Here is a 17315-nt window from a genome sequence, read left to right on the forward strand (position 1 = left end):
CAGGATATTTATGAAGGAATTATGTAAGGCTTTGACACCGAAGGAAATTATGGCAGTTTATGATGCCTGGGGGCCGGAGCATTTTCCGGATTCAGAATTAAAGCCTCTTTCTTCGGTGAAAATGCTGCTGGAGCGTGGGCAATACTCCGGCTACGGCCTTTATGACGGATCCGCCGCAGCGGAGGGCGGCCTGCTCGGTTATGCCCTGCTGATGCATGATAAGGACAGGGAAAAAATGCTGCTGGATTATTATGCTTTTATGGAAGAGTATCGCTGCCGGGGGCTTGGCAGTGTATTTCTTCACGAAATCCAAAAGCAGAAAGATTTCCCGGGATGCTTTATTGAGTGTGAAGCGCCTGAAACTGCAGACTGCGCTGAGCAGAGGGAGCTTCGGGAAAGGCGGATTCGTTTTTATGAGAGAAACGGGGCAGTTTTGACGCAGGTCAGAGCGCAGCTGTTCGGTGTTACTTACCGGATGCTCGTGTTATCTCCCCTGAAGGAAGAGCTGCCCGGAGAAAATTGTGAGGAAACAGCATGTAAAAACGGCGGGGAAACAGGACTCCGGGAAACGTTGCAGAAGGAGGCCTTCTGTGATGGACAGTTTAATCAGGAGGCCTTTCTTGAAGCGCTTCGGGATTTCTATCTTTCTATTTATCCGATCTCCGTATTTGAAAAAAATTTCAGGCTGTGGATTCCGGAAAACTGATAATGCAACCAACGGTAAAAAAGCCATCCTGCACAGGCATCTGCCGCTGCAGGGTGGCTTTTTGGCTGAACCTGCTGCCGTTTTGGAAAGGCAGCCAGGTTTCCGGGGCGGCTTCGGATATCAATCAGCCGCTGTTAACATCTAAAGTATTTTACAGGGTTCCTGAAGTAAACAGGCCTTTAACGTGATCAACCTCTTCCTGGGATGCCTTTTGGGCAGGCACATAATAGGATTTCTCGCGTGCAATTTCATAGAGCTGTTCCTGTGACTGCTCACAGGTTGTGCGCATCTGCTTCAGTGCGCTTTTCAGTTCTTTGTTTTCTGTCTGGGGAATCATCTCCCCGAATCTTACCAGTTCGCCGTTAATGCTTGCCAGTGTATCAGATACCATTATTTTTTCCTGCATCATGGTCAGTTTTCCTCCTTACTGCAAAAATTTCATCAACTGCTGTTTGTTTTCCATAGCGGACTTTGCGCCCTGTTCAAAGAACTGTTTTACTTTTGGATCCTCCGCACAGGATGCGTATTCCTTCATCTTGCAGTGAGTAGTGTCATAACCGCCAATCAGATGGCGCAGGTTCTGAAGATCGAGTTCTGATAAATTTGCCATATCCATACCTCCATTCAATTTGCTTCTGCCTTTTTATTGTGCGCCGAACAGAGGTTGAATATGCAGGGAACTTTTTCTTTTTTTACAATCCCAGCTCTTCAAAAGGAACCGTGATCTCAGTATAACCGGCCGCATAGGGGGCGATTTCATAGGGTGTGGCATAAAAAACAACGCCGTCTTCACTGAAATAATAGTTGTCAATAAAATCCGTTTTGTTATTCAGTGTTTCTTCCGCATCCTCAAAGAAGCCTTCCGTATTGCCCTTTACCTGCTCCTGGAACAGGCCGCGTACCTTTTGGTTCAGTTCCTCTTCGGAAATGCTGATGAGGGAAGCCAGCGTGGTTTCCTTACCCGTTGTCTTGTCAAAGAGGTAATTAGCCCGGCCAGGCATACCATGTGCGCCGCCTTCATAGCTGTAGGATTCCATGAAAACAGAAATCACACTGCCGCGGACCGTTACGCCTCCCACTGAAAAATCTTCTTCACTGGGCGGGACAGGCGGAAGCGTGGAGTCTTCCTGCGTTGAATTCTGTTCGGTTTCCATCTCTGTCTGGTACTGGAGGGCAATATTTACGATGGAATCCTTATCGTTTTCATAATAGTCCAGTTTATCATCAGCCCATTCTTTGAAAAATGCGTTGATATTCTTTTCTCCTTCGGTATCGCCTTCAAACACAGGGTAGGCCAGCCTAACTGTGCACGCAAGCGTTCCATTGTCCGTCGTCCATTCTTTTTCCAGGGATTCCACATGATAAGAGTAATCTCCGGCCTTAATGCTGGCTCCATTTACGGAAGCTGCTTCTGTGCTTTCTGTCTGTGTACCTTCCGTCTGTGTGCCCTCCTGCTCTGTCTGGCCAGTGCCCTCCTGGGCTGTGCTTTCCTGAGCGGCGCTTCCGGTCTGGGTCTCGGTCTGGCTCTGTGCTGCATTATCCCCGTCTGTGCCGCCGCAGCCTGCAAGGAGCAGCGCCGCAGTCAAAGCAAAACATGCAAATTTTTTCATAATTTCTTCCTCTCTTTGAATTATTTTATCTTTAGCCTTCCCTGTGAGGGGAATTTTAAACGTACAAAAACCATCCGGCACAGGATTTTTACTCCTGTGTCAGATGGTTCCCCCCTTGTGTTCTTATCTATGCAGCTTTTATCAGCCGATGAGCCAGTCATACATCTCCTGGTATTTCTTGGCGGATACCTGCCAGGAATAATCGATTGCCATTCCGCGGTCAATGATCTTATTCCATTCTCTCTTTTTGTCATAATAAATGCGTTCCGCATACCGGACGGTCCCCAGCATTTCATGGGCATTGTAGTTCATGAAACTGAAGCCGGTTCCTGTGCTTTCAAATTCGTTATATGCCTGTACAGTATCCTTCAGGCCGCCGGTTTCCCTGACAATGGGCACGGTGCCGTAGCGCAGGGCAATCAGCTGGCTGAGTCCGCAGGGCTCAAACAGGGAAGGCATAAGGAAGGCATCGCAGGAAGCGTAAACTCTGTGGGATACAGCTTCCGAATAGTAGATCTGGGCGGATACTTTGCCCGGGTATTTCCATGCAAAGTGGCGGAACATGTTCTCATACTGTTCTTCCCCGGTACCAAGCACCATAAGCTGAACGTTATCCTGGCACAGCTCATCCATGACATAGGCTACCAGGTCAAAGCCCTTCTGGTCGGTCAGTCTGGATACTACGCCGATCAGCATGGCCTTGTCATCCTGATCCAGTCCGAAGTCTGCCTGAAGCGCCCGTTTATTTTTGATTTTTTCTTTTCTGAAATTCACCGCATTAAAGTGATGGGTGATGAATTTATCTGTTTCCGGATTGTATTCGTCGTAGTCAATGCCGTTGACAATACCTCTGAGATCGCCGCTGCGTGCACGCATTAGGCCATCCAGCCCTTCTCCGTAGAAGGGGGTCTTGATTTCTTCCGCATAGGTATCGCTTACGGTGGTTATCGCGTCCGCATAGACAAGGCCGCCTTTGAGAAGGTTGGCATCCTTGTAGGCCTCCAGCTTATCAGGAGTGAAGAAGGACATGGGTAAGCCAGTTATGTCCTGCACCTCCTTAATGCTCCATTTTCCCTGGAATTTCAGGTTATGGATGGTCATGGCCGTCTTGATTCCACGGTAGAAATCGCTTCCCTGGAAGCGTTCATGCAGATATACGGGAATCAGTCCGGTCTGCCAGTCGTGGCAGTGGATTAAATCCGGGCGGAAGTCGATGACAGGCAGTATGGAAAGCGCAGCCTTGGAAAAGAATGCAAATTTCTCGATTTCAAACAGGGCGTTGTCACCGTAGGGCTTAAAGCCGTTAAAATAATATTCATTATCTATAAAGTAATATTTCACGCCGTCCATTTCCGCTTCCAGAATGCCCACATACTGATTCTGCCAGTGGAAATCCATATAGAAATGCGTTCTGTAATTCAGTCTGTCCTTCATTTCCTGGGACATGCATACATATTTGGGCAAGATCACGCGTACGTCATAATACTCTTTATCGATACATTTGGGCAGGGAACCTACTACGTCTGCCAGGCCGCCCGTCTTAATGAACGGTACGCCTTCCGAAGCCACAAATAAAATTTTCTTCATTCCGAATCCTCCCGTAATTTCTTAATACCTTCCCTAGATAGGTTTACAAATATTATACATCATTACGGCATTTAATAAAAGATTAATTTTTATATTGAAGCCTTATTTTGTCTGCAATGAGGGCAATAAACTCGGAATTGGTGGGTTTTCCCTTACCTGTGTTGATTGTGTAACCGAACAAAGAGTCCAGAGTTTCCATTTTTCCTCTGCTCCATGCAACCTCAATGGCATGTCTGATGGCGCGTTCCACGCGGCTGGGTGTTGTCTGGTATTTCTTGGCAATTGTAGGGTAGAGGATTTTGGTAATGGAATTGAGCATTTCGATGTCCTCCACCGACATCATTATGGCTTCCCGCAGGTATTGATAGCCTTTGATATGGGCAGGTACGCCGATTTCATGTATCATGTCCGTTACGTCTTTTTCCAGGTTATGGGTTACGGCCGGTTGGTCTGCCGTCTCTTCTTCCCTGGGCATAAAGTCGGATGCTGATGAAGCGCCGGATGCCGGTACGGTTATCATAATCTGGAATTCTTTATTGGTTTTCATAAGATCCGTGAGAATCTGTACCACTCTTTCGTTGTCTTTCCCTGTATTCATGCGTAACTGTTCCATATATGTCCTCCATTCCAACAGAAATCTTTTTCTTTCTGTCTCTTCCTGCATTTATTATATAAGAATGACAATTTATGGCAACCTTCTTTCATCGCAGAAAAGGCGGGGTTTCGTGGGGATTCGGGATAAATCGCGCGGAGAGAGGGCGAAAGAAGGCGAAAATGGGGGAAAATGGGCGATGGATGGATGGGGGAGATGGGAGAAAATGGGGGTAATGTTAAAATTTAGGGGATAATTAAGGGGATAGATAGTGGGGGGAGGGAGGGAGAAGGGATAATAAGCGGGGGGCCGCCGTGGCAGCCTTGGAATTGCGGGCAATTCCAAGGCTGTGGGGCTTCGCCCCATAAAATACAAGGGGAGAGTTCCTTTTTGAGCTAGCTCAAACGGGCCTATCCCCTTGTATTTTGCACGGCTCATTGGAGGAGCATGTTTTCAATAAATATCCCAAATCCTCTTGTGGGGTCCTGGACGAGGACGTGGGTTACGGCGCCTATTAGTTTTCCGTCTTGTATGATTGGGCTTCCGCTCATCCCCTGGACGATTCCTCCGGTGGTTTCCAGGAGGGTTTTGTCGGTGATTTGCAGTTCGATTCCTCTGTTTATATTATCATGGTCCAGGTGGACTGATGTAATTTTTACGTCGTAGAGCTGGGGGGCGCCTCCTACGCTGCAGAGGATCTGGGCGGGGCCCAGGTCTACTTCCTGTTTCAGGCCGATGGGCATGGCCTGTGAGGTGATGTGGGAGGCGGCGGATTCGTTTAGTTCCCCGAATATGCCTTCCACGGTGTTGGCCTCGATTGTTCCCATTTTGTTGCTTTCCTTGTAGTCTATGACTCCGGTAAGCTCTCCCGGGGTGCCGTTCTCTCCTTTAGTTATGGATACAATCTCGGTGGTGTACAGGCTTCCGTTTTTCAAATTCATAAGCGTGGCTGTGTCCATATCGTTGATTCCATGGCCCAGCGCCCCAAAAGAGTTGTTTTCATCCAGGTAGGTGAGCGTCCCCACGCCCTGGGCGTTGTCCCGTATCCATATGCCCAGCTTGTACTCTCCGTCCTGGTTGCGTTCGGGCCTGACCTTTAAGTCAAATTCCTGGTCTTCCCTGAGGATGGTTAATACCAGCTCCTCTCCATTGCTTTCTTCTATCTGCCGCATAAAGGCGGCTTTCCCTTCTACCTCCCGTCCGTTTACCTTGAGGATATAGTCTCCTTCCTTTAAAAGGTGTCCCACAGGTTCTTTCGACTGTCCGTCGTCTCCGGTAAAATCCCCTGTGGCAATCACCAGGATTCCTTCGGTTTTTACATAAATTCCGATGGGGATTCCCGCAGGTATCAGAGTCTTGTCGTTGATTACCTGAACGTTTACCGTTTTAAAGGGAATGAGGCCGAACAGCTTCAGATCCATGGTATAGGTCTCAATATCCTCCGCATAGAGGGTTAGAGGCTCCGCCAGATCCACGGAGAGGGTTTTCGCCTCCCTGGCATCGACCGCAGCATTCATGCCTGTAACGGGGATGGCTCCATCCTCTGTTTCAGCCGGAGCTTTGTAAAGTTTTCCGGATACCGGAACGTTAAGGTCAAGATCCTGCCGGATACCCGCCCGGATATGAATAGCGCCGGGTATTTTTTCCCATATGAGAATCATCCAGCATATAAATAAAGCTGTGATTGAGCCGATCAGCAGCACATATAAAAATAGTCGGTATTTTTCTCTTCTTTCCAATTTTCCACATCCTTCCTGCCGTATATTCCCGCAGTAAGCCAGCCGGCCTGATGGATCTTTTCATCATCAGAAGGGCCGGTGCAGATACCAGGCAGCCTGCCGCCAGGTATCTGACTTCGCTTAAAGCAGGTACAGTGTCTTTGCGTCACAGTTTTTTTCATCTGTAAAACAAAGAAAAGGACATACACGTTACATGTACGTCCTTTCTAGTATGTGACAAATGGTTCAAGATAATTTAGTATTGTTTTGTATTTGCTGCCATTTCTTTCAATTCCCTGGCATTGGCGAGCGAGCTTTCCGTAATGGTATCTGAGCCAAGCATGCGGGCAAGCTCGTCTAAAATAGCGTCCCCGCGGATTTCGGCAATGGCGGTAACGGTACTTTCTTCCATGGATTTTTTTTCAATTACAAAATGGTTGTCGGCCATGGCGGCAATCTGTGGAAGGTGGGTAATGCAGATAACCTGGCGGGTTTTGCCAAGAAGCGCCAGCTTCTGTGATACCTTCCATGCGGTTTTGCCGCTGATTCCGGTGTCTATTTCATCGAAAATAAAGGTGTCCTTATCTTCCTGGCCTGCCGTAACCGTTTTTAACGCCAGCATAATACGCGACAGCTCGCCGCCGCTGGCTACGCTGGCAAGCGGTCTGCGGGGTTCGCCGGGATTGGTGGAGATCATAAAGGCTGCATCGTCCCAGCCGTCGGGGCCAATGCCCTCCTTTTTCTCCAGAGCCACGCTGAAATCCACCTGGTTGAAATTCAGGTCCAAAAGGGCGTCTATCAGCAGGGCAGACAGTTTCTTACCCGCGTCTTTCCTGATTTTCGTGGCCCTTGCGCACAGCTTTTCCAGGCCGGTACGGGCCAGCTTTAATTCCTTTTCCAGCTTTTCCCGGTAAGCATCGGCATCAAGAAGCCGTTCCATCTCTTCCTGCTTCTGCTGTTGGTATTGAAAGATTTCATCTATTGTGGACCCATATTTGTCCTTCAGCCGGTTGATTATGTTCAGCCGTTCCTCAATCTGTAAAAATAAGTTCTGGTCAAACTCCAAATCGGACAGGTAATCGGATACGGTCCTGTTAAAATCATTGAGCAGGCCGTCGATATCCGTCAGCATGCCTGCCATTTCCTCCAGGGAGGTATCGAAGGCGCTTACACTGTTCAGTTCCCGAAGGGCGCGTCCGGCAGCGCCGCCTGCGCCGCAGTCCGACTCATAGCCGGTGAGGGAATGTACGTTATTCAGCACCTCCGCAATTTTGCGGCTGTTGCTCATTTTCCGGTAGCTGTTTTCCAGCTCCTCATCCTCGCCTTCCTTTAAAGAGGCGCTTTCGATTTCTTCCAGTTCAAAGAGGGCCAGGGAAAGCTCCCGTTCCTTTTCCCTTTCATCCAGATTGGTTTCCTTCAGCTGTTCCTGAAGTTTTCTGTAAATATGATATTTCTCTTTTATTTCTTTTTTTATACCGGTAATTTCTTTCCCGGCAAAATCATCCAGAATTTCCAAATGTTTTTTTGACTGCAGCAGCTGCTGGGAATCATGCTGTCCGTGGATATCGATGAGGACTCCGGAAAGCTCCTTCAAAAGCTTGGCATTCACCGTTTCGCCGTTTACCTTGCTGATACTGCGCTGGGGCATGATACGGCGCTGCAGAATGACCAGGCCGTCCTCTTCCACCGGGATGTCAAGCTTCTTCACCCGTTCCAGCTGTCCTTCCTTTTCCAGATGGAAAACCAGCTCAATCAGGGCATAATCGGCTCCGGTCCTGATCAGATCGCGATCGCCCCGGCCTCCCAGCGCGAGCCCTACAGAACCTATGATGATGGATTTTCCTGCGCCGGTTTCACCTGTCAGGATGTTCAGACGGGGCCCGAAATACACCTCAGTCTCCTGAATCAATGCCAGATTTTTAACATGTAGGCTTACTAACATCTTTACTTCTCCTATTGCTCCTTCCGAACGCTTCCCGGCGGGTTCCCCCTTCCTGCCGGCATTGTCTTGCGGCCGCATTTACTTTTCCAGGATTTCCCTGATTTTATCCATCACGATTCTGGTGTCCTCCACACTGCGCACCGCCATCATGATCGTATCGTCTCCTGCAATGCTTCCCACGATTTCCCTGAATTTCATGGCGTCCACAGCCGCAGCCACCGCCATGGCCATACCGGAAACCGTCTTAATTACGAGAATATTCTGAGCCATATCCATAGAAACGAAGCCGTCCCTGAGCACTCTTACATATTTATCCCAGAGATGGCTGTCGTCCTGACGCAGCACCACGTATTTCTGCCTGCCGTTTCCCGCCGGGACCTTGGATAAATGCAGCTGCCTGATATCCCTGGAAACGGTGGCCTGGGTAACCGTAAAGCCGGCTTCCCGCAGTCTGTCTGCCAGTTCTTCCTGGGTCTCTATTTCACTGTTTTCTATTAATTCCACAATTTTTTCATGTCTGCTTTGTTTCATCGGCCTATTCACTCATCTTTCTATGTAAACGCTCCAGGAAACTCAGTTCGCTCAATTTCATAATGGAGGTGGTCTTATCGCTGCGGGTTACCTTAAGCCGGTCCCCGGATTTGAGGATCAGGCAGCGGCTGCCGTCAAAGTTCACCTCCACCTCCTGCTCCTGCCCGGACTGCCTTTCACCGATTTCCACCACAACCTCGTCCTCCGCCCGCAGAATTATGCTTCTGGTATTCAACGTATGAGGACAGATGGGTGTAAGGAGGATCAGACTTGCTCCCGGTTCCACGATGGGGCCGCCGGCCGACATATTGTAGCCGGTGGATCCAGTGGGAGTTGCAATGACAATACCATCCGCACCGTAGCTGTTTAGCACCTGGCCGTTTACCCAGATACGGAACTGTATGATCTGCAGCGGACCTCTTCTTGTGATGGTCACATCGTTGAGCGCATGCACCTGGGCCGTTTCCCCGCTGCCGTTCTCACGGAGCACCCGCCCCGACAGCATCATGCGTTCTTCAATGGTATATTCCTCCCGCAGAAGCTTTTCCAGCGCCAGATCAAGCGCTAAAGGCTCCACCTCGGCAAGGTATCCCACAGTGCCCAGGTTTACGCCCAGAAGGGGGATCCCGCTGGCCGCCGTCTCCCGCGCCGCCTTGAGCATGGTGCCGTCCCCGCCCAGAACGATCATGCAGTCGGAACGGTATGTATCCCCGCCTTCCTTCAGACGGATCTGCTCCTCCGTTTCGTTATCCGCACAAACTATGCAGACGGCACCCCTTTCCTCCAGATATTTACGGATGTAGTAGGTGACCTTCAGTCCCGGGTCTTTCGGTCTGTTTGTCATGATAATATAATGTTTGCCGCACCCTATACCCATTTCCTGTTACCCCTGTTTTCCATCCTTTTCCAGAGCCTCATGCGCCTGCTCCACGATATTGCGTATGTTTTCCTTCCATTCCTGCTTTGCACACAGATCTGCGCCTTTCGCCTGCACCCCGGCCAGCCTGCGTTCCGCTTCATGCTCCGTAAGCGAGATGATTTCTTCCGGCAGCGCCCTCTTTTTTTCCAGGAAAACCAGATACTCGATATTTCCTTCCGGCCCTTTCACCGGAGAATAGTTCAGTCCCTGTACACTGAAGCCGGTAAGGTCTGCAAAATCAATGACCTTGGCAATGACCTCCCGGTGTATCTCAGGTTCCCGTACCACTCCCTTTTTTCCCACTTTATCCCTGCCCGCCTCAAACTGGGGCTTGATAAGACATACCATGCGCCCGCTCTCTTTAAGCAGGTTTCTGGCGGGAATCAGTATTTTGGTCAGGGAAATAAAGGAAACGTCCACCGAGGCAAAATCCAGGGCATCCTGAATATCCGAGGGCACCATATAACGGAAATTGGTCTTTTCCATGCATACCACGCGTTCATCATTCCTCAGCTTCCAGGCGAGCTGTCCGTGGCCCACGTCCACGGAGTATACCTTAGCCGCCCCGCTTTGCAGCATGCAGTCGGTAAAGCCGCCGGTGGAAGCGCCGATATCCATGCATACGCTGCCGGCCAGGGTGATGGGAAAGCACTGCATGGCTTTCTCCAGCTTCAGACCGCCTCTGCTCACATATTTCAATGGATTTTCTTTTACCGTTATCACTGCCGCCTCATCAAAAACAGAGCCGGCCTTATCCTCCCGCTGTCCGGCAACAAACACATTGCCGGACATAATGATGGCCTTCGCCTTTTCCCGGGAGGGCGCCAGCCCCTGTTTTACCAGAAGCATATCCAAACGTTCCTTCATCAGTTCTCCCCTAACTCTTCATGAATCCTTTTCAGTATGGATTCACTGTCTATTCCTATTTCCTGCTTCAAAAGCTCCACATTGCCGTGCTCCACATACTCATCGGGAATGGCAATGGAGAGGACGCACACCTTAAGGCCGCACTCGTCAACAAAGGTGCGGACACGCTCGCCGAAGCCGCCGCTTTCCACATTTTCCTCCATGGTAACCAACAGGCTGTGGGTATGGGACAGCTTACGGATCATTTCTTCATCAATGGGCTTTACGAACCTGGCGTTAACAAGGGTACAGAACCGACCCTGCCTTTTCAGGCTGCCATAGACCTCTTCCCCTGTTTTTACCATGCTCCCCACCGCCAGGAGGGCGATATCCTTTTCTTCATATATCATTTCGCTGCGGCCGTATTCAATAGGCGCCCGGAAACCGGACAGGCCGTCATAGGCCTCTCCTCTGGGATAACGCAGCGCAATCGGCCCCTGGAAGGCCACCGCAAACTTCAGCATATCGGATAGCTCCCATTTATTCTTGGGCGCCATGATATGCATATTGGGAATGGAGGACAGATAGGACAGGTCGAAAATACCCTGATGGGTTTCCCCGTCGCTGCCCACCAGCCCCGCTCTGTCTATGGCAAATACCACCGGCAGATTCTGGATGCAGACGTCGTGGAGAATCTGATCATAGGCCCTTTGCAGGAAAGAGGAATAAACCGCCACCACCGGACGCAGGCCTCCCGCAGCAAGCCCCGCGGCAAAGGTCACCGCATGCTGTTCTGCAATCCCCACATCAAAAAAGCGGTCCGGATAGGCATGGCTGAAGCGTTTCAGCCCGGTTCCGTCCGGCATGGCCGCCGTAATCGCCACTATTTTTTCATTCCGCTGACCCTGCTTAATCATGACTGTGGAAAAAATATCCGTATAATTGGCCTTCATTTTCTTCTTCAGCGGCACGCCTGTGGCAACGTCAAAAGGTTCCGCTCCATGAAAGCGGGCGGGATGGTTCTCCGCCGGCGCATAGCCCTTGCCCTTTTTGGTGAGCACATGGATCATGACCGCATTTTTTCTGCGTTTTGCCTCATTGATTACGCGGATCAGGGAATTGGTGTCATGGCCGTCCACTGGCCCCAGATAGGTAATGCCCATATCCTCAAAAAACATGCCGGGGATTACAAGCTGCTTTAAGCTGTTCTTGGCGCGGCGGATGCCGGCAACCACCGGTTCGCCGTATTTGGTGTTGCGGATGGCGTCGTAGATGCCGTCCTTCACATCCAGATAGGCGTTTGAGGTACGGATATTGTTCAGATATTTGGATACGCCGCCCACATTTTCGGATATGGACATGTTGTTGTCATTTAAAATAATGATAAAATTCGTTTCCAGCCGGGCCGCGTTGTTCAGTGCTTCATAAGCCATGCCCCCCGTGAGGGAGCCGTCGCCGATTACCGAAACAATGGTGTGGTTTTCCCCCTGGAGATCCCTGGCCTTGACAAGTCCCAGGCCCGCAGAGATGGAGGTGGAGCTGTGCCCCGTATCAAAGCTGTCACAGTCGCTTTCCTTCCGCTTGGGGAAGCCGCTCATGCCGCCGTACTTGCGCAGGGTTTCAAAACCCTCCCGCCTTCCGGTGAGCAGCTTGTGGGTGTAGGACTGATGTCCCACATCCCAGATGATTTTATCCTCAGGAAGGTTCAGGGCCAGGTGAAGGGCCATGGTAAGCTCCACCGCGCCCAGATTGGATCCCAGATGGCCTCCCGTCACACTTATTTTATTGACGAGAAACTCCCGGATTTCCGCCGCCAGCGCCTGATAGTCCCTTGGGTTTATATTTTTGATGTCATTTTCTTTTTGTATCTGATCGAGAAGCATAATAGGATGCCCCCTTCTATTTTTTTCTGGTAATGAGATCTTCCACCAGCTTTTCCAGGAAATCATTACGCCGTGTATCTGCCTGCGGCATTCCTTCCTGTGCTGCAACGCAGGCCAGGCCGGCAATGGCTTCCTCGGAAAGCCTGCGCACCTGTTCTGTGGATTTCTCCATTCCGTTCAGGGATACATAGGTTACCTTATGGTTTTTCAGATCGCTTCCGGTCTGCTTGCCCAAAACCTCCAGGCTGCTCGTCAGATCCAGAATATCATCCTGTATCTGGAAGGCAAGGCCGATATTGGAGCCTATCCGTTCCAGCGCCTCGAGCTGCCCGTCCGCAGCGCCGGCCAGGACAGCGCCAATCATCATGGAGCTTTGGATCAGGGCCGCGGTTTTATTTTCATGGATGTAAAGGAGAAGCTCCTGTGTCACCTGCTCCTCCGGCAGCTCTTCCGCTTCCGTATCCGCTGTCTGTCCGCCGATCATGCCGTAAATTCCGGCCTTCCCCGCGAGAATGGCCATGGCTTTGGCGCACCGGTTAAGTCCGTCGATGCTCTGCGCGGCCTCCGGCATGGTAAAGGCTTTACAGGCGGTTTCAAAGGCATAATTCAAAAGGGCATCTCCGGCCAGGACAGCCATGCCTTCCCCATAAACCGCATGGGTGGTCTTCCTGCCTCTCCGGTATTCATCATTATCCATGCAGGGCAGATCGTCATGCACCAGGGAATAAGTATGGATCATTTCAATTGCAGCCATAAAAGGCTCCACCAGGCGGCCTTTTCCGCCAAACAGCCGGAAGACTTCCTGCATCAGCATGGGGCGCAGACGCTTTCCGCCGGCAAGCACACTGTAGTTCATGGCTTCCAGCACTGTTTTCTGGTACCCTTCCTCTGCCGGAAGGTATTGTCTGAGTATCGCTTCAATCCCCGACACTCTTTCCTGCAGCTCGGCTTCAAAATTCATCCAGTCCGCCCTCCTCGTTCAGCATCATTACCTTCTTTTCCACCTTATCTATCTTATCATTGCAAATTTTCAGCAAATCCATTCCTTTTTTATACGCCTGAAAGGAATCCTCCAGCGTTATTTCCTCATCCTCAAGGGTTCGGGTAATATCGTCAAGGAGGATAAAAGCCTCTTCCAAAGAAGGGCCGGCTTCCTGTTTTTCATCCTTCAACTCTTCCGGTTTCATGCTTCCAATACTCCTTTCTCCTGCTTCCATTTTTCCTTGTCTACCACCTGGGCCTCTATCCGGCCGTTTTTCACATGAACGGTCAGATGGTCGCCTACCCGGACATGATCCACATCGGATACTGTTTTCCCTTTCTCATCCGACACATAGGAAAAGCCCTGATTCAGCTTGTCCAGAGGGGAAAGGCCCTTCAGTTTTTCCGTATACAAGCCGAGCAGGTAGCGTTTTTCCCTGATATGACGCTGCATCAGCGCCGAGAGCTGTTCCTCCATGCGCATGGCAAGAGTCCGTTTTTCCCTGATCTGGCTGGCCGGGCTTAAGTACTGCAGCTTCGTCTGCGCCTGTTTCACCTTGGACCGTTCCCTGTCCAGGCGGGTTAACATCCTGCGGGTTAAGTCCCCTTTGCAGGAATCCAGCACTGCTTCCAGCTGGCGGACATCATATACGGCCAGCTCCGCTGCCGCCGAAGGCGTGGGCGCGCGTAAATCCGATACAAAATCAATAATTGTCGTATCCGTCTCATGTCCCACTGCGGAAATAATGGGAACGCTGCAGTCAAATACGGCCTGGGCCACGGCTTCTTCATTAAAGGCCCACAGGTCTTCAATGGACCCGCCGCCGCGTCCCACAATCATCACATCCACACCCAGCTGCTCCAGCGCATGGATCCCCTGGATGATGCTGGCCGACGCCTGTTCTCCCTGTACGATTGCAGGGTAAAGGATAATCCGGACATACGGATTCCTCCGGCGTGTGATATTGATAATATCCTGCACGGCTGCCCCGGTAGGCGCTGTTACCACCCCCAGGGTCCTGATGTATTTGGGCACAGGCTGTTTATACTCCGGGGCAAAAAGCCCCCGCTGGGCCAGTTCTTTTTTCAGCCGCTCAAATTTCTCATATAAATAACCGGCTCCGTCCAGGATAATCTCCCTGGCATAGAGCTGGTATTTTCCATCCCGTTCATAAACCTCGACGCTTCCGCCCACTACCACCTGCTGGCCTTCCTCCATGCGGAATTTAAGGCCGCTTCGGTTTCCCGCAAACATGACGCAGGCAATCGTGCCCCTGGCATCCTTGATTGTAAAATAAATATGCCCGGAAGAATGATACTTGCAGTTGCTCACTTCTCCCTTGACATAAATATTCTGCAGCATGAAATCCTGTGAAAACATGTTCTTGATATAAGAATTCACCTGCGCTACAGTATATACATTTCTCACTTGGTTTCCTCTATACAAACCGGGCAAGCACGCCGTTTACAAATCCGGAGGATTCATCCTGCCCAAATTTCTTGGCCAGCTCCACGGCTTCGTTAATTGCCACGCTGTCCGGCACCTCTTCGTCAAATTTAATCTCATAAACAGCCAGGCGGATGATGGTAAGATCCACCTTCCCCATTCTGGAGGTCGTCCAGCCCCTGGCCGTCGTATTTATCATTTCATCAATTTCAGGAAGCTTTTCCTGGATTTTATCAAATTTCCCCTGGATATAGGCGATATCCTTCTCGGGGATGCCGTTCTCCTCATCTTCAAAGAAAAGCGCGCACTGCTCCGGCATCTCTTCCTTCTGATTGAATTCCACACGGAACAGCAGCTTGAATATCTGTTCCCTCTGTTCTCTTCTGCCCATTGTTTCCTCAATTCCGCCGTTATCCGGCTTTCTCTAGTGCGCGGCCATACCTGTCCGTACGTCCGCATATATATGCAGGCCTTCCTGCCGCCCTGCACTTATGCCGGAAGTGCCTTTCGGATTCCGAAAGGCACCTGCCGTTATTCCCTCTCTTTTCTTCTGCCGGAGCCCGGCATGCGATTGCGGGAAGAATTTATCGAATATCCGCAGCAGTTTGGACATCCAGGCCGCCGCGTCCTCCGGTATCAGTTGCCCGGCTCCATATTCACATTGACAATGCGGATATTTACATCGGTCACTGTAAGCCCTGTCATATTCTCAATGGCATTCTTTACCTTTTCCTGTACCTTTGAACAGGTTTCCGGAATGTTGTAGCCGTATTCCAGAGACAGCGCCAGATCCGCCTTCACCGTATTACCCGTCACCTGTACTTTAACGCCTTTAGTCAGGTTCTTCACGCCGACCTTTCCTATCAGTTCATTGGTAATATTGCCTGCCATGGCGGACACACCTTCCACTTCCGTCGCCGCAAGAGATGTGATCATGGCCACAACCTCGTCCGCTATCTGCACGGAGCCAATGCTGTCATCTCCCTGCAGAACAAATGTATTTCTATTGCTGTCTTTCCTTGTATCTTTTTCCATAAGGCTGCCTCCTTTATTCCTATAACACTGATTATAACAAAATCCTGTATCTTTGCAAAGTCTTTTTATGCGGGTAACTTGCTTGTAACTGTCCGGTTTCCTCACAGTTACTGTCTAAATCTGTCCCGAATCGTCTTTGGAAATGGATTTTGGCGCTCCTGGATCTCTTTCTTACGGTTATTCCAGCCAGAAGCTGAGAGTGTATTGTTCCGGGGTGTCTACGTAGGCGGCGGATGAACCGCCGTTTTTCAGGTAGGTAAAAATTTCCTGGTCATCCAGGAGCTTCTGTTTCATTTGCAGGTAGATATCGGCGTCAGCGCATTTCAGGGTTACCATTCCCTTTTGTTCTTCATAGCCCCGGGCGAAGAGCCGGGCGAGTTTATCTTCGTCCACAGTGTCAAAGTAGGCGTTCTCCCGCACATAATAGTTGTCCTTCATGGCGGTGCAGTCGGGCAGCGGGAAAAAGTTGTCTATGGTATGGGTGCGCAGGAGCTGCTGTGTGGTGACGAGGAGGTAGTCGTAGTTGACGCTGGGGCGTTTTTTGCCCTGCCAGGCGGGGTCGTCATCTCCCATGAGATAGAAGGCATCCCCCCAGGTGGGATCCGCATAATACCATTCACCGTCGGATTGGACCAGGTCCCAGGCATGGGCTTCCCCGTTCTTCACTTCGCCGGTAACCAGCACTGCCGGAATGCCCACGCGGCTGCAGAGGAGCTGGAATGCCTTTGCATAGCCCTGGCAGACGGATTCTCCATAGAGGAAAACGGAGCAGACGGTCTGGTTTTCCGGGGAATCCAGTCTGTAATCCGTATGTTCTATCATGTAATCGTAGATGTACTTGATTTTCTGATAGTCATCCATTCCGCTATGTATGCCGGAAAGCGCGGTTTCTATGTAGGCTTCTATTCCTTTTTTTCTTTGTTCGGCTTCCGCCTGCGTCAGGGTGTAGCGGGCGGTAAATGTAATTTTATGGATTTCCTCTCCCAGGGTGTGTTTGGTATAAGTATATCCATCCACGTAAAAAATTTCGGGATGATCCGCTAAAACACTGTTGAAAACCGGCTCCAGCAGCTCAGGCTTTAATGTGGTAAGCTCCGTTTCCTGAGAGAAGCCTGTGATGGACTGCAGCATCTGGAGATAGAGGGATTTTTCTTCTTCGTCCAGAAGGCTGTAGGCATAGCCGGTTTCAGCGGGCTGAGCAGGCCGCACCCCCTCGGCAGTCTGGGCGGTTCCGTTTTCCTGCGTTCCCCGGGGCTCAGGTTCTGCGGTTTCCTGCATTGTTCCGGCGTTTTGTCCGCCGGATGCGCCGTCCGGCCGGGATTCCTGAAGGGAGAGGGTTTCCCCGTTCTGTCCGGCTATCTGTGTTTCCTGCTGCGCTTTTCTGAGGGACGCAAGGTCCGGAAGCCGGCCCTCCCATGCCCAATAGGCTGTCAGAAGAATAAGAAGAACCAGAATGACTACTACGGTTTTGGAAAATTTCTTCATACTGCATGACTCCTGTCCATTGTGGCCGTTTTG

At 50.7% G+C, this 17315-nt stretch carries 17 protein-coding genes and 1 pseudogene; 1 reads left to right on the forward strand and 17 read right to left on the reverse strand.

Annotated features, from left to right (window positions below):
* The first annotated feature begins 10 nt into the window (after positions 1 to 10).
* The gene (locus FYJ45_RS16740; protein ID WP_154465939.1) at positions 11 to 706 is read left to right on the forward strand and encodes a GNAT family N-acetyltransferase; all 696 of its coding nucleotides are present in this window, start codon (positions 11 to 13) and stop codon (positions 704 to 706) included.
* Positions 707 to 857: 151 nt separating this feature from the next.
* Here FYJ45_RS16740 and FYJ45_RS16745 read toward each other — a convergent pair whose 3' ends face one another.
* The 17 genes and pseudogenes from FYJ45_RS16745 to FYJ45_RS16825 form a co-directional block, all read right to left on the reverse strand.
* On the reverse strand, positions 858 to 1112 hold the full coding sequence (locus FYJ45_RS16745; protein ID WP_025491129.1) for a spore coat protein: 255 nt from the start codon (positions 1110 to 1112) through the stop codon (positions 858 to 860).
* An 18-nt stretch (positions 1113 to 1130) separates the two neighbouring features.
* A complete protein-coding gene (locus FYJ45_RS16750; protein WP_025491128.1) occupies positions 1131 to 1316 on the reverse strand; it encodes a hypothetical protein in 186 nt (61 codons plus the stop codon).
* Positions 1317 to 1398: 82 nt separating this feature from the next.
* On the reverse strand, positions 1399 to 2316 hold the full coding sequence (locus tag FYJ45_RS16755) for a DUF3298 and DUF4163 domain-containing protein (RefSeq protein WP_154465941.1): 918 nt from the start codon (positions 2314 to 2316) through the stop codon (positions 1399 to 1401).
* Between the two features lie 141 nt (positions 2317 to 2457).
* Entirely contained in the window at positions 2458 to 3903 is a 1446-nt protein-coding gene (glgA, locus tag FYJ45_RS16760; protein ID WP_021636689.1) for a glycogen synthase GlgA, read from the reverse strand.
* 82 nt (positions 3904 to 3985) lie between these two features.
* Positions 3986 to 4348, reverse strand: a pseudogene (gene spo0A, locus FYJ45_RS16765) (sporulation transcription factor Spo0A); the annotation flags it as partial.
* A 581-nt stretch (positions 4349 to 4929) separates the two neighbouring features.
* A complete protein-coding gene (spoIVB, locus tag FYJ45_RS16770; RefSeq protein WP_235930851.1) occupies positions 4930 to 6234 on the reverse strand; it encodes a SpoIVB peptidase in 1305 nt (434 codons plus the stop codon).
* 235 nt (positions 6235 to 6469) lie between these two features.
* Positions 6470 to 8155: a DNA repair protein RecN gene (recN, locus tag FYJ45_RS16775; RefSeq protein WP_154465945.1), complete on the reverse strand. Its 1686-nt coding sequence runs from the start codon at positions 8153 to 8155 to the stop codon at positions 6470 to 6472.
* A gap of 78 nt (positions 8156 to 8233) precedes the next feature.
* Positions 8234 to 8686 carry an arginine repressor gene (argR, locus tag FYJ45_RS16780; RefSeq protein ID WP_021635774.1) on the reverse strand — a complete coding sequence of 151 codons (453 nt, stop codon included), beginning with the start codon at positions 8684 to 8686 and terminating at the stop codon, positions 8234 to 8236.
* A gap of 4 nt (positions 8687 to 8690) precedes the next feature.
* Positions 8691 to 9563, reverse strand: coding sequence for an NAD(+)/NADH kinase (locus FYJ45_RS16785; protein ID WP_154465947.1), 873 nt, complete (start codon positions 9561 to 9563; stop codon positions 8691 to 8693).
* Between the two features lie 6 nt (positions 9564 to 9569).
* A complete protein-coding gene (locus FYJ45_RS16790; protein ID WP_154465948.1) occupies positions 9570 to 10472 on the reverse strand; it encodes a TlyA family RNA methyltransferase in 903 nt (300 codons plus the stop codon).
* On the reverse strand, positions 10472 to 12334 hold the full coding sequence (dxs, locus tag FYJ45_RS16795) for a 1-deoxy-D-xylulose-5-phosphate synthase (protein ID WP_154465950.1): 1863 nt from the start codon (positions 12332 to 12334) through the stop codon (positions 10472 to 10474). Before dxs ends, FYJ45_RS16790 begins: the two co-directional genes overlap by 1 nt.
* Positions 12335 to 12350: 16 nt before the next feature.
* On the reverse strand, positions 12351 to 13295 hold the full coding sequence (locus FYJ45_RS16800) for a polyprenyl synthetase family protein (protein ID WP_154465952.1): 945 nt from the start codon (positions 13293 to 13295) through the stop codon (positions 12351 to 12353).
* Positions 13285 to 13521: an exodeoxyribonuclease VII small subunit gene (xseB, locus tag FYJ45_RS16805; RefSeq protein WP_021635769.1), complete on the reverse strand. Its 237-nt coding sequence runs from the start codon at positions 13519 to 13521 to the stop codon at positions 13285 to 13287. Before xseB ends, FYJ45_RS16800 begins: the two co-directional genes overlap by 11 nt.
* On the reverse strand, positions 13518 to 14744 hold the full coding sequence (xseA, locus tag FYJ45_RS16810) for an exodeoxyribonuclease VII large subunit (protein WP_276892017.1): 1227 nt from the start codon (positions 14742 to 14744) through the stop codon (positions 13518 to 13520). The genes xseB and xseA overlap by 4 nt, the downstream gene beginning before the upstream one ends.
* Before the next feature lie 10 nt (positions 14745 to 14754).
* Positions 14755 to 15153: a transcription antitermination factor NusB gene (nusB, locus tag FYJ45_RS16815; protein ID WP_021635767.1), complete on the reverse strand. Its 399-nt coding sequence runs from the start codon at positions 15151 to 15153 to the stop codon at positions 14755 to 14757.
* 245 nt (positions 15154 to 15398) lie between these two features.
* Positions 15399 to 15797 carry an Asp23/Gls24 family envelope stress response protein gene (locus tag FYJ45_RS16820; RefSeq protein WP_021635765.1) on the reverse strand — a complete coding sequence of 133 codons (399 nt, stop codon included), beginning with the start codon at positions 15795 to 15797 and terminating at the stop codon, positions 15399 to 15401.
* 177 nt (positions 15798 to 15974) lie between these two features.
* On the reverse strand, positions 15975 to 17282 hold the full coding sequence (locus FYJ45_RS16825; RefSeq protein ID WP_154465956.1) for a transglutaminase domain-containing protein: 1308 nt from the start codon (positions 17280 to 17282) through the stop codon (positions 15975 to 15977).
* Positions 17283 to 17315 lie beyond the last annotated feature (33 nt).

The organism is Eisenbergiella porci (assembly GCF_009696275.1).
Classification (GTDB): domain Bacteria; phylum Bacillota; class Clostridia; order Lachnospirales; family Lachnospiraceae; genus Eisenbergiella; species Eisenbergiella porci.